The sequence below is a fragment of the Corallococcus sp. RDP092CA genome, from assembly GCF_041903675.1.
Classification (GTDB): Bacteria; Myxococcota; Myxococcia; order Myxococcales; family Myxococcaceae; genus Corallococcus.
This window is the reverse complement of the sequence record NZ_JAYESI010000004.1, coordinates 1-12,887: the sequence shown is the minus strand read 5'-3', so window position 1 is coordinate 12,887 and position 12,887 is coordinate 1. Positions and strand designations below refer to the sequence as shown.

At 68.6% G+C, this 12,887-nt stretch carries 6 protein-coding genes; 1 reads left to right on the top strand and 5 read right to left on the bottom strand.

What is annotated here, in order from left to right; translation table 11 throughout:
- Window positions 1-6: 6 nt before the first annotated feature.
- The 5 genes from U8525_RS06110 to U8525_RS06090 all read right to left on the bottom strand — a co-directional run bounded on the left by U8525_RS06110 (window position 7) and on the right by U8525_RS06090 (window position 10,662).
- Window positions 7-783, bottom strand: a complete 777-nt coding sequence (locus tag U8525_RS06110) for a hypothetical protein (RefSeq protein WP_374262335.1) — start codon at window positions 781-783, stop codon at window positions 7-9.
- Window positions 780-1,892: a saccharopine dehydrogenase family protein gene (locus U8525_RS06105; RefSeq protein WP_374262333.1), complete on the bottom strand. Its 1,113-nt coding sequence runs from the start codon at window positions 1,890-1,892 to the stop codon at window positions 780-782. Before U8525_RS06105 ends, U8525_RS06110 begins: the two co-directional genes overlap by 4 nt.
- A complete protein-coding gene (locus tag U8525_RS06100; RefSeq protein ID WP_374262331.1) occupies window positions 1,889-3,001 on the bottom strand; it encodes a saccharopine dehydrogenase family protein in 1,113 nt (370 codons plus the stop codon). Before U8525_RS06100 ends, U8525_RS06105 begins: the two co-directional genes overlap by 4 nt.
- Before the next feature lie 20 nt (window positions 3,002-3,021).
- Window positions 3,022-9,351 (bottom strand): amino acid adenylation domain-containing protein, encoded by a 6,330-nt coding sequence (locus tag U8525_RS06095; protein ID WP_374262328.1) that lies wholly within the window; start codon window positions 9,349-9,351, stop codon window positions 3,022-3,024.
- A 117-nt stretch (window positions 9,352-9,468) separates the two neighbouring features.
- Complete coding sequence (locus tag U8525_RS06090; RefSeq protein ID WP_374262325.1) at window positions 9,469-10,662, bottom strand: MFS transporter; 1,194 nt, start codon at window positions 10,660-10,662, stop codon at window positions 9,469-9,471.
- 688 nt (window positions 10,663-11,350) lie between these two features.
- Here U8525_RS06090 and U8525_RS06085 point away from each other — a divergent pair.
- Window positions 11,351-12,655 carry a nucleotide sugar dehydrogenase gene (locus tag U8525_RS06085; RefSeq protein ID WP_374262322.1) on the top strand — a complete coding sequence of 435 codons (1,305 nt, stop codon included), beginning with the start codon at window positions 11,351-11,353 and terminating at the stop codon, window positions 12,653-12,655.
- Window positions 12,656-12,887: the final 232 nt, after the last annotated feature.

Below are 12,887 nucleotides of genomic sequence, written 5' to 3'. Positions count from 1 at the left end.
CCTCTCCTAGGGGCCCTTCGCGACGGAAGGGCCCTCCTGTGGGTGAAAGACGAAGTCGCATTCCCAGGTGGCGCCGTGCTGTCGGCAGCCCACGCTCACCGACACGCCCAGGGGCGCGCCCAGCTTGTTGAGCGCCGCCACCTCCATCCGGTGCACGAGCGGCGACAGCTCCGGGCAGCCCAGGCGGTGGAACACGTCGTGGAACAGGCTGCCGCGCACGGTCGTCCGCGCCAGCGCGGCGCCCGGGCCCCTCTCGACCGGGAGGACCTCGTGCACCGCCATCCGCTCATAGGCCCGCAGGTAGGCGGTCCAGTAGTCCAGCAGGCCGTCCAGGGGCTCCGGCCCCGCGAGGAAGGTCTCGGCGGAGGGCCACAGCCAGTCCATCTCCATCTCGCCGGTGGCGAGGAACATCTCGCTGTACAGCGCGTGGGCCCGCTCGTGCCCGAGCAGCTCCCGCAGCTCCGTGTAGCCCGCGCTGAAGAGGGTGAACTCCCTCAGCAGCGGCCTCAGGCTGGCGGGCCCTGCCTCCCGCAGCGGTCGCGCCTCCCGGCCGTGCTGGCGCCAGCGCCACAGGATGCGATGGACGAGCAGCAGCTTGGAGTGTCCGGCGAGCGCTTGGTAGAGCCGCGACTCCTTCAAGCAGCGCAACTGCGCCTTGCCCATCCACCGGGGCTTGGGGACGCTGTACCAGCACTGGCCGTGGTTCGGCGCGGAGTGGATCCAGGGCGCTGCGACGAGGCCCGGGGACGCCGGGGAGGGGACGGACTGGGATGCGGCGCTCATGGTTCGCTCTGGAGGGTGATGTTGCGGCGCTGGAGGTACTCCGAGAAGGGCAGCTCGGGCGCGTAGAGGTCCTCGAAGCTGGCCACGCCGGTCGGTCGGGGCAGCGTCCGGTCCAGCAGCATCTCGACGACCATCGCGGCGAAGGAGGCGGTCAGGTGGTAGGCGCTCAGCGCCTCGCCGCTCACGAAGCGACGCCGGCGGGCCCCTTCCCCCTTGCAGTCCACCACCAGCGAGGTGAGCCCGAGGCTTCCCTTCCTGTCCCGCGTGACGCCATGCATCCCCGCCAGCATCCGGCTGTAGCGCTGGAGCACCGGCCGCGTCCTGAGCAGGGGCAGGGCCGCGAACGCTCTCGCCATCAGGAAGGGGAAGAACTGCACGTGGTAGCGGTGGCTCACCCGGCGCAGCCCGGCGGCGCGCGGCCGGGGGGCCCGCGCCAGGGTGAGGCTCTCCGGGCAGGAGAAATGGAAGGTGGGGGCCGCGCCGAAGCCGGGAAAGTCGTAGTGCAGCTCCGGGCCCCCCCACTGGGTGGGCACCTGCTCCATCCGGCCCTCGCGCAGCTCCGCGGTCCGGGGACGGAAGCCCGCGAGCAGCGTGTAGGGGCTGGTGCTGCCGCCGCCGTTCTTCGCGCCCATGAACAGCCGGACGGAGACCTCCCGCGCGCCCGGAGGCGTCTCCTCCAGCGCAGACATCACCAGCAGCGTGGAGAGCCCGGGGACGAGCCCCATGCCCGTGGCCACCAGGACGCCCCGCTCCTTCGCCAGCGCGTCCAGGGCGAGGATGCGCTCGGCTGCCTCGAAGGAGTCGTTGATGTCCACGCAGTCCGTCCCCGCCTCGATGCAGAGGCGGTGGATGGTGCCGCCATGGAGCTCGAAGGGCCCGAGCGCGAGCACCACGAGGTCGTGCTCGCGGAACGTCCGCGCCGCGGCCCCGGGGTCCTCGACATCCAACGCCACGAAGGTGACGCCCTCCGGCAGGAGGCCGGGCAGGGGAGGACGCCGACCGGCGACGCACAGCGCCACCTCCGGACAGGCGCTCCGCAGGTCCGCCGCGATGCGGCGGCCCGTGGCGCCCGTCCCTCCCACGAGCAGGACCCTCTTGCGTGCCGTCATGCGGCCTCCTTGAGCGCGGACGTGCCGGGGAGGCCGCAGGCGCGCAGCTCGCGGAGCAGCGCGCCCGCGTCGACGGCCTCATGCAGCATCCGGGGGCCGGGGCCGCCCAGCCCCCCCTCCGTCGCGAGCTTCGCGGCGAAGCCCGTGATGACGCCCGTGGCCCGGTACGTATCGCCACACAGCCAGGTGCCGCCCACCGTGGCTTCCTGGCCGCCGCGCAGCCCGCGGGCCTCCACGTGGATGGCGAAGCACGGCGCGCCGCGCGCCATGTCCCGCTTCGAGGCCGACACGATGAGGCGCGCGGCGCGCATCCGCTGCTTCTCGGTGCGGTAGTGGCGCAGCAGCTTCACGGCGACCATGGCCAGCATCGTCCAGCGCCCGTTGTTCGTGCCATAGCCGTACACTGCGGGGATCTTCTGGGCCTCCGCGAGCAGGCGCAGCTCCTCGGTGAAGACCAGCATCGGCGACTGGGCTCCCAGCGGGGCTGGGAGCTCCACGCGCTTGAAGGCCGAGCGCAGCCCCACCCTTCGCGCCTGCCCGTCCTGGCAGTAGGCCGGACCGTGCTCCGCGCCGAAGTCCCCCAGGCTCACGGCGATGTCATAGGCGGAGCCGTAGCTCCACGCGTCCCGGCCGATGAAGGCGCACTCCAGCCGGTGCACCGCGTCCAGCCCTTTCATGACGTGCAGGGGATAGGCGCCCGACAAGCCCGGGAAGAGCCCCGCGTTGATGACACAGCGCAGGCCCGCGCGCTCCAGCGCGCCCCGCCGTTCGCGCAGCCGCGCGTACAGCGGATCATACCCCCCTGGATCCACGTAGTGGATGCCCCGCCGGAGCGCCGCCCGAGCGACCCGATCCAGGATGACGGTGGCGGGGCCGGCGCAGTTCACCACGACGTCACAGGCCCCGCAGAACGCGTCGAGCGAGGCATCATCGCCCGTGTCCACCTCCCGCCCCTGGCAGCGCTCGCCAAGGGGGGCCGCCGCCCGCGTCGCGCGCTCCAACGCGCGTCCGCCGAGGAGGACCTCGTGCGACGTCCTGGCGAGCAGGTAGCCCGCCACTTCGAGACCGACCCTGCCGTAGCCACCAACGATGCCGATGCGGACGCTCATGGATGCTCCTGGTGGACGGGCTAGGCCGTCTGACGGCTCGCCTCGGACAGGTCTCGCGCGAACGCGGCGGTCCGCTCCGCGAGCGCCGAGGCGTGGGTCCTGATGAGCATGTGCCCTCCGGGCAGCTCCTCCAGCCGGCCCCGCGTGAAGCAGCGGGCCAGGGCGGGCATGGCGTCCCGGGCCTCCAGGTCCTCCTCGTCGCGGCCCACGAGCACCAGCGTCGGCGTGGACAGCTTCTGCGGGGGGAAGGCGTAGTCCAGCATCGCCGCGGACTGTCGCCGGAGCATCCGGAGGTACCGCTCGCCCTCCTGCTCCAGCCAGGCGGAGAAGTCCGCCAGGTACACCCGCTGCATGTACGCCTTGATGTCGCTGTTGGAGGAGGACACCACCAACTGGAGCTCACGGCGGACGCCGGGGGCATTGGCGGACACGAGGATGAGGCCCGCGGGCGGCGTGCCCTGCTTCTCCAGCAGGTGGGTCAGCTCCATCGCCACGTGCGCGCCGTAGGAGTACCCCAGCAGCAGGGTGGGGACGCCGTCGGCGTACGTCCCCAGGTGGCGCCGCAGCGCCTCCGCCCAGTGGTGGATGGACGGGTCGGCGCCTCCTTCCATGGGGGAGACGTTCACCGCCACGAGCTCGATGTCGGCGGGCAGATGGCGCCCGAAGTCGACGAAGGCCGTCGCGTTGCCGCAGGCATAGGGGACACAGAGCAGGCGCGCGCGAGGACGGCTCGGGCCGCGCAGCCGGGTGCAGAGCTCCTCGTGCCCGCCAGGCAGGGAGGGCGCGGTGTAGCCCTGGGCCGCGCGCGAGTCGAGCAGCCGCGCCGCGTCCGCGATGGTCTGGTAGTGGAACGCCTCCCGCAGGCCGAAGTGGGCGAACCCCTCCTGCTTCATGCGCAGGATGAGCCGCATCGCCTTCAGCGAGTCGCCGCCCACGTCCCAGAAGCTGTCGTGGATGCCCGGGCGGGAGACGCCGAGCACCTCCTCCCAGAGGACCGCCAGCCGCTTCTCCAGGTCGGTCTGGGGCGGCTCGTAGTCGAGCGAGCTTTCGGAGCCCTCCAGGTGGAGCGCCGGCAGCTTCTTGTAGTCCAGCTTGCCGCTGGGCGAGGTGGGCATCCGCTCCAGATGGTGGAAGTGGGCAGGCACCATGTGCGCGGGCAGCCTGGCGCGGAGGAACTCGCGCAGCTCCTGGGCGGCGATGGGGCCGCCCTGGGCGGTGTAGAAGGCGACGAGCGCCTGCTTGCCGATGGCGTCCGGCCGCGTGGTGACGACCGCCTCGATGATGGCGCTGAACTCGCGCAGGGCGCTCTCGACCTCGCCGGCCTCGATGCGGTAGCCCCGCAGGTTGATCTGGAAGTCCTGGCGCCCCAGGAACTCGATGTTGCCGTCATCCAGCACGCGGGCCATGTCACCCGTGCGGTACATCCACTGGCCGTCGCCGGCGAACGGATCCGGGACGAAGGCCTCCAGCGTCCGCTCGGGCTTGTTGAAGTAGCCCAGCGTGACGCCCTCGCCGCCGATGCACAGCTCTCCGAGCACGCCGGGCATGCAGGGGTTGCCCAGCGGATCCAGGATGTAGACCTGGGTGTTGTAGACGGGCTTCCCGATGGGGACGATCTCCAGCTCCACCTTGCCGCTCTCCGCGACGGGGATGCGGAAGAAGGTGGAGGCGACGCTGGTCTCCGTGGGGCCGTACTCGTTGATGAACCGGTGCTCCGGGTACAGTTGGAGCCACAGGTTGAGGTCCTTCACGTTGATGACCTCGCCTCCCAGCATGATGCGCATGCGCGGGAAGAGGGGCAGCGGGTCCTCGAACATGAAGGCCCGCGCATTGGCCAGCAGCGAGAAGTGGGACGGGGTCACGTTGAGGAAGGTGATCTCCTTGTCCCGGATGAAGGTGAGCAGCGTCTGGACGTCCCGGGTGTCCTCCTCGGAGAGCACGTGCAGCGAGGCCCCGGTGAGGAAGGGGACCCAGTTGCTCGTGAGCGTCATGTCGAAGGCGTAGGACGAGACGAGCGCGAAGCGCTCCTCCGGCTGCACCTGGAACTCCTGCCGCACCCAGTGCAGGAAGTTGAGGATGTTCCGGTGCCGGACCATGACCCCCTTCGGGTTCCCGGTGGAGCCGGAGGTGTAGATCATGTACGCCGGATGCTCGGGGCTGGCGCCCTGGGACAGCCGCGTTTCCGGGAAGCGCCGCAGGTCGCCGCGGTCGAGGAACTCCACCGGGATGGGGCTGGAGGCGGGGGGCGCGTCCGTGTCCAGCAGCAGGATGTGCTTCAGGTGGTGCTGGAGCCCCTGGACGTTCTTCAGGGCGCGGGTGTCGGTGATGAGGACGTGGGCCTGGCAGTCCTTCAGGACGTACTGCAGGCGCTCCGGCGGGTACTCCGTGTCGATGGGCACGTAGGCCCCGCCCGCCAGGAGGATGCCCAATTGGGCGACGAGCAGGTCCGCGCTGCGCTGAAGCAGCAGGGCCACGAACTGGCCGGGGCGCACCCCTTGCGCGCGCAGCAGGTGCGCCAGCTGGCGGGCGCGGCGCTGGAACTCGCCGTGGGTGAGCGTCTCCTCCCGGAAGGTGATGGCCAGCCGGTCCGGCATCCGGTCCGCCACCTGCTCCACGAGCGCGTGGAGGGTGTCGATGGGGTGCTCGGCGGTGGTCTGGTTGAGCTCCGTGAGGAGCCGCTGGTGGCGCGGAGACATCAGGCCCCGCCCGGTGAAGGCCGCGTCCAGCTGGCCCCCTTCGAGCTGGTCGCAGAGCTGCTGCAACAGGGTCTCGTACTGCCAGGCCAGCGTCTCGATGAACTCCGGGTCGAACAGGCTCCGGACGTAGTTCCAGTTGAAGAAGTACTCCCCATGGTAGTCGTACAGGACCAGGTCGATGTACGTCCCCGGCGCGCCGGTGCGGAACTCGGGCCGGCTGATCTCCAGGTGCTGGAAGGCGCGGTCGTCGGTCGAGTGCACGCCGATGGAGTTGCTGAAGATGATGGAGCTCAGCGACGTGGCGGTCCGCTGGGCCCGCTCCGCCAGCAGGCGTGACAGCTCGATGGATGAGACCGGCACCCGGAGCAACTGGCGGGTGAAGCCCTCCACCCGGCGGGCAACCTCGATGACCGGCTCCTCGAAGCGCGTGCGCACGCGGACCGGGAAGATGTCGATGAAGCTGCCCAGCACCTCCCGCGCCCCGGAGAAGTACTGCTCGCGGTTGAAGACGGGCATGTTGATGATGAGGTCATCCTGCCGGCACCAGATGTTCATCAGCTTGAAGTACGTGGCCAGCAGCAGGGAGTTGATGCTGACCTCCCGCTCTCCGCACAGGCGGAAGAGCTTCTGGAACAGCTCCGCGGGGACGCGCCGGTAGTGCGTGTCGAACTGGACCTCCGGGAGCGTCGCCGGGTTGCGCTTGAGCGGCGGGTTCGCCTTGGGCGGCGGATCGCGGAAGATCTCCAACTGGAACTCCATCGACTCCCGGTACTCGGGGGTCCGCTGGCGGATGGATTCGATGAGGACGTAGTCCTGGAACTCCAGCGTGAGCGCGGGGGCCGGGGCCTGGGGCTGGCCCAGGCCCTGCTCATAGAGCGAGAACAGCTCATTGAGGAGCTGCATGAAGCTGTAGCCGTCCACCAGCAGGTGGTCGATGTTGAAGAGGAACGTGAAGGTCTCGGGCCCGACCTTGTAGACCTCGCAGCGGAACATCGGGAAGGTGTCGATGGGGAAGCGGTGGTCGTTGAGGTCGCGTCCCTTCCGGGTGAGGTGGCGTTCGCGCTCCGCCTCCGACAGGTGGCTGATGTCGTAGAAGGCGGAGCGCGTCGGCGGGACCTCCGGGAGGATGCGGAAGCGCGGGCGGTCCTCCGCCTCGTCCACGATGGCCCGCAGGATGGAGTGCCGGCGGATGAGCGCGTCGAAGGCGCGGTCCAGCGCGTCCTGCCGCAGGTCCCCCTTCACGTCGAGCCGCAGGAGGATGTAGCAGCTGAGCCCCGAGGGCTCGTTGCGGACGATGCCCTTGCGGTGGAAGTAGAGGGTCTCCTGGAAGTTCATGAGCGGGAAGGGCTTGTCGCGCTCGGCGCCGCTGCGCCTGGACTCGATGACCTCCCTCCAGAGACAGGCCGCCATCTCGCGGATCGTCTTGAGGTCCATGAACCCGGAGGGCAGCGCCTTCACGCAGAAGATGCGCTGGACCTCCGTCATGAGCTGGAGGACATCGGACAGCTTCCGGGCCTTGGAGACGAGCTCCTCCGTGACGCTGAGGGACTCGGCCGGGAGCTTGAAGACGGAGGCCACCAGGCTGCGCAGGATGACCTCGAACTCCGTCTGCGGAGGCGTGATGGAGCGGTCCAGCTGCTGGAAGAACTGGACCTGCTGCCTGAGCAGCGGGTGCATGTAGCTGAAGTTGCTCTCCAGGCGGGTCTGGAAGAGGGCCTCGAGGCGGCCCTGGATGCGCATGGCCTTGATGGAGTCCCCTCCCAGGTGGAACAGCCCGGTGGTGGGGGTCAGCTGCTCGGGGGAGACCTCCAGGACCTCCGACCAGACGGCGCGGACCACCTGCTCGGGATCCAGCTCGCCGGCGTCCGTGGCGGCCCGCTGCTTGCGCAGCAGCGCGTCCAGCCGCTCGCACCGCTCATCGAAGTCCCCGGCGATGAACTGCTCGGCCAGGGCGCGGCGCATCACCTTGCCGCTGGTGGTCCTGGGCACCTCCTTCTGCGTGATGGGGACGAAGTGGTGGATGGGGAAGCCCGCCAGGGTGTTGACGCGGTCGCCCATGGCCCGCAGGAAGTCGGCCGCGTCCTCGTCCTTGGAGATGTGGTGGGGCACATAGAAGAGCACCACCCGCTCGCGCCCCACGCGGGGGTCGTGGAAGCCACACACGACGATGAGCCGCAGCTTGTCCGCGGGGGCGCCCTGCAGCGCCAGTTGCTCGATGTCGAAGGGGTAGTAGTTCTGACCGTGGACGAGGATCATCTCCTTGGCCCGCCCGGTGATGGTGAGCCGGCGCTCGTCGTCCATGAACCCCACATCCCCCGTGGACAGCCACCCGTCCGCGCTCACGGCCGGCTCCGGGGTGTTGAAGTAGCGCTCGAAGACGTTTTGTCCGCGCACCTCGATGATGCCGAGCTGGTGGGGCGGCAGGGGGGCGCCGTCGGGCCCGCTGATGCGCACGGCGCACTCGTCCACCGCCGGGCCGATGCAGGCGAACTCCGCCACGTCCGGGCCCGGCTCCCGGCGGTAGACGATGGCTCCGTCGCGGATCATCCGCTGACGGTCGACGCGGACGGCGCGCAGCGGCTCACCCAGGGGGTGGGCCGCGGCCGCCATGGTGGTCTCCGTCAGGCCGTACCCCGGCACGAAGACGTGGGGCGTGAAGCCGCTGGGCGCCAGCACCTCGGCCAGCTTCTCGCAGGCGGAGACCGACACCATCTCCGCGCCCACGGAGAACGACTTCAGGCAGGAGAGCTCCAGCGCGGGGACGCGGCCCTTCTTCGCCTGGAGGTACTTCAGCAGGTACTCCAGCCCGGTATTGGTGGAGCAGGTGTGGGTGATGCGGTGCTGGTGGATCTTCTCCATCCACAGGTAGGGCCGCCGGGCGAAGTGCTGCGGCGCCATCTTGTGCTGGTGGAGGCCCGCCAGCAGCGGCATCAGGTGACAGCCGAACAGGCCGTAGTCGTGGAAATAGGGCAGCCACGCCAGGAGGCTGTCGGACGGCTGGACGTGCAGCCCTGCGGCCATGGCGCGGGCATTGGATAGCAGGTTGGCGTGTGAGAGCAGGGCGCCCTTCGGCGTGCCCGTGCTGCCAGAGGAGAACTGGAGGATGACGGTGTCCCCGGCGGAGCTCCGGGGCAGCTCCTGGCGCCGTGCCGGGCTGATGGTCGCCTCGGCGAGCAGCTCCTCCGCCGTGAGGAGCCTCCCCGCGTCCCCCAGCAGCGCTCTCAGGACGCCAAAGGTCTCGTCATGCCTCGAATCACAGAGAATGGGACAGCCGAGCACCTTCCAGACATTGAAGATCCGCTGGGCCTCGAGCGCGTCCGGGCTGGCGCTCGCCGGGGGCGCCAGGGGGGCCGGGACGATCCCGGCCAGGACACATCCCCAGAAGACCGTCAGGAACATCCGGGAGGAGTCCACGAGGAAGATGAGCGGATCCCCCGGCTGGAGCCCCTTGGCATAGAGGACCTGCGCGACGTCCTCGGCCTGCTTCAGCAGCTCCGCGTAGGACTGGAAGTCCTCGGACGCGTCGCCCGGGAGCAGGTGGGTGATGCCTTTGGCGGAGCAATGGGCGGCGGTGTTCCGGAGGACTTCCGGCAGGGTCGCGGAGGCGTGATTGAAACCGCGATACCTGGACAGGGCACTGATCTGCGCGCTCATCGTTTCTCCGGCGGAGGTGCGTCTTGAGAAGGAATTCAATTCAGCTCATGGAAGCCTTTCAGGTGTCGTGATGTACAGAACGTATGGGGTTCTGGGCGCCCGCACGCGGAGTCCGCCTCAGGTTGGAGGGAGCCGGGACGCGGGAATGCCCCGGGCCAGCAGGCGTTTCCCGATGACAAAGGACATCAAGAGGCCGCTGATGACGAGCAGGGCGGTCTTCAATCCGACCGACTGCGCCAGGGCGCTTCCGGCGACAGGCCCCCCAATCATCCCCAGCGCCCAGGCCATGTTGAACATGCTGGACGGGATGCCATAGGCGCCGGCGCCCCCTTCCTTGTCGATGATCTCCGTCAGGGCCGGCATGGTGGGGGTGATGGCAATGCCGACGGCGATGCCCACCGCGGCCATGGTGACGAACTCCAGCGCCACGCTGTCTTGCATCACGACGAGTGGCAGGCACGCGGCGGTCAGGGCCAGCCCCAGGTAGGAGACCCGCAGCCTCCCCCAGCGATCAGACAGGGCCCCGACAATGGGGGACGCGACGCCGAACGCGATGGTCGATACGGCGAAGATGAGCCCGATGGTGAGCGGGGGCAGCGCCAGGTGGGTCGTCAGGTGGAGCGGCAGGTTGGCCTCCAGCAGGGTCAGACCGCATGCCCCGAGGACGACGAGGGTGAGGACCTCCATGACGGCCGGGATGCCGAGGATTCGTCGGGCCGACAGCTGCGTCTCCCTCGGGGTGGCCGGGGGGGTGATGAGCACCAGCCGGCCGACGCCGTCGAGCAGCGCCAGTCCCGCCGCGACGAGGAAGGGGGCCTGATGGCCTCCCCAGTCGAACAACAGCCCGCCTGCGGGAGGCCCCAGCAGGGTGCCCATGGCGTTGCCGGCCATGGCCAGGCCAATGGCCTGACCGCGCTTCTCCGCGGGGTAGGCGGCCGCCAGGAGGGCCAGCCCCGCCGTGGCCGTGGCCGCGCTGGCGACGCCCTGCACTGCCCGCACGAAGAGCAGCGCCCAGTAGGACTCCAGGAAGGCGAAGGACAGCGTGGTGATGCCCAGGCCGAACAGGCCAACCAGCATGGGGACGCGGTAGCCGATCCGGTCGCACAGCATGCCCATCAGCGGGGTGGCCAGCAGGAGCGCGACGGCGAAGATGGCGAACAGCAGGCCGACCGCGGCCTGGGTGGCGCCCAGCCTGTCCAGATACGAAGGGAGGATGGGGACCAGCAGGGAGAAGACCAGGCTGTCCGTGAACATGGCCAGCGCGACGACCAGCGTCGCGGTCGTGGGCGAGCTCCGGAGGCGTGACAACATGAGGCAGGTCCTTGACGGTTGTGGTTGATAAGCGAATGGGGCGGGACGCGCTTGCTCATCTCCCGCCAATTTCACCAGGAGTACATGGTTTCGCAGTCATTGGCGAGGGGGCGCTGATGTCTCGGCTGCCCATCGTGGCAACGGATTCCTGGTGAGAACGACGCCCCCGAGGCATATCCATATGTTTTTGGGAGATTGAGAAAGAGCAGGGTCAGGCCTGCCCGGAGTCCGGCGGGGTGTGTGTGCCCGGTCCACAGCGGGGCCTCTGTGGGGCCATGATGTCCCTGGATACACCGCCGAAGCCGGACAGGAGTTCGTGGAATTCTGTTTGATCCTGGTAGCTACCTGTTGGGTTTCTGACAGAGCGCGCCCGCTTGCGGGCCATGCGTGGCCGGGGGGCGCTGCTGTCTGGCTCGCGCTTGGACAGCCCTCCTCTGGCTTTCAGCCTGACATGGCGTTTGTAGAACCAACCCAGTCTCGTTGCACAGACTCACTTGATACGGTGGGTGTGACTGTGATTCCAGGCTCGGCTTGGAAGATGTCGTGTCTGGTTTGTCCCCACTTCGAGGGTAGGAATACATTTACACCCTTGAAAATGAGTCGGTTTGTCGAACATATGGAGGTGTTTTTGATTTAGAGGTTTCACGGGACGAAGCAGGGGGACCGAGGGATGAATCCAGGCATCACGATGTCGGAATCGATCCGGACGAAGCAGGCGAAGATTGGGATTCTCGGGCTGGGATACGTGGGGCTGCCACTGGGGATGGCGTTCGCGGAGGCTGGCTTCCAGGTCACGGGGCTGGAAATCGATACGGCGAAGGTCGAGCAGCTCAACCGGGGGCACAGCTATATCCGCCACATCCCTTCCGAGGAGCTGGCGCCGCTGATGTCCTCGGGCAGGTTGACGGCCACCGTGGATTCCTCGGTGTGCCCGGCGCTGGACTGCATGATCATCTGCGTCCCGACGCCCTTGAACGCCTCACGGGAGCCGGACCTGAGCTATGTCATCCAGGCAGGAGAGATGCTCAGCCCGCATGTGCGGCCCGGCCAACTGTATGTGTTGGTTTCCACGACGTATCCGGGGACGACCGAGGAAGTCCTGATGCCCATCCTGGAGCGGGGGGGGCTCAAGGCTGGCGTCGACTTTCATCTGGCCTTCAGCCCTGAGCGCGAGGACCCGGGAAACAAGGACTTCAACACCCGGACCATTCCCAAGCTCGTGGGCGGCCATACGAGCCGGTGCCTGGAGGTGGCTCAGCAGCTCTTCTCCTCGGTGTTGAAGAATGTGATCCCCGTCTCCTCCATGAAGGTGGCGGAGATGGCCAAGCTCCACGAGAACATCTTCCGCGCCGTCAACATCGGCATGGTGAACGAGCTGAAGATCCTGTGTGAGCGGATGGGGATCGACGTCTGGGAGGTCATCAACGCGGCCTCCACGAAACCCTTCGGATTCATGCCGTTCTACCCGGGGCCAGGCCTGGGGGGGCACTGCATCCCCATCGATCCCTTCTACCTCACGTGGAAGGCGCGCCAGTACAGCTTCAACACGCGTTTCATCGAGCTGGCGGGTGAGATCAACTCACAGATGCCCAGCTACACGGTGGCCCGCACGATGGAGGCGCTCAACCACCGGAGCAAGAGCCTCAAGGGGGCCCGGCTGCTGGTGCTGGGGGTGGCGTACAAGAAGGATGTGGACGATCTGCGAGAGAGTCCCTCGCTCCAGGTGCTCCAGCTGCTCGCGCAGAAGGGCGCCCGGCTCGAGTATCACGACCCCTACATCGACAGGCTGCAACCCGGCCACGGCTTCACCCTGGACATGGCCTCGGTGCCGCTCGAATACGACCAGCTCGGGGAGTATGACGCGGTGTTGATCCTCACCGACCACTCCAGCGTGAACTATGAGCGGGTCGTGTCAGAGGCCCAGCTGGTCGTGGATACGCGCAATGCCACGAGAGGCATCCGTCGCGGCCGGGAGTCCATCGTCCAGGCCTGATAACATTGCCACGGGCCGCCCCGCCGGATTGCGCGCGGTCACCCGTTCGGAGCGCGGCTCCGGTCGGAACTCGGAGAGGTCTCTCTCGCTCGACCTGGGGCGCTAGTAACCGTTCACCGGCTCACGCTGCGTGCGCGAGCTGAGGGGCCTCCGCGAGAGGTAGCAGTGAGGGTGGCTGCAAACCTCGGCGGTGCGCGCGCAGCGAGTCCGTCAGGAAGTCGAGCACGCCCCG

Coding starts and splice junctions, on each gene's coding strand:
- U8525_RS06085 (WP_374262322.1), top strand. CDS start 11,351: ATGTCGGAATCGATCCGGACGAAGCAGGCGAAGATTGGGATTCTCGGG.
- U8525_RS06090 (WP_374262325.1), bottom strand. CDS start 10,662: ATGTTGTCACGCCTCCGGAGCTCGCCCACGACCGCGACGCTGGTCGTC.
- U8525_RS06095 (WP_374262328.1), bottom strand. CDS start 9,351: ATGAGCGCGCAGATCAGTGCCCTGTCCAGGTATCGCGGTTTCAATCAC.
- U8525_RS06105 (WP_374262333.1), bottom strand. CDS start 1,892: ATGACGGCACGCAAGAGGGTCCTGCTCGTGGGAGGGACGGGCGCCACG.
- U8525_RS06110 (WP_374262335.1), bottom strand. CDS start 783: ATGAGCGCCGCATCCCAGTCCGTCCCCTCCCCGGCGTCCCCGGGCCTC.
- U8525_RS06100 (WP_374262331.1), bottom strand. CDS start 3,001: ATGAGCGTCCGCATCGGCATCGTTGGTGGCTACGGCAGGGTCGGTCTC.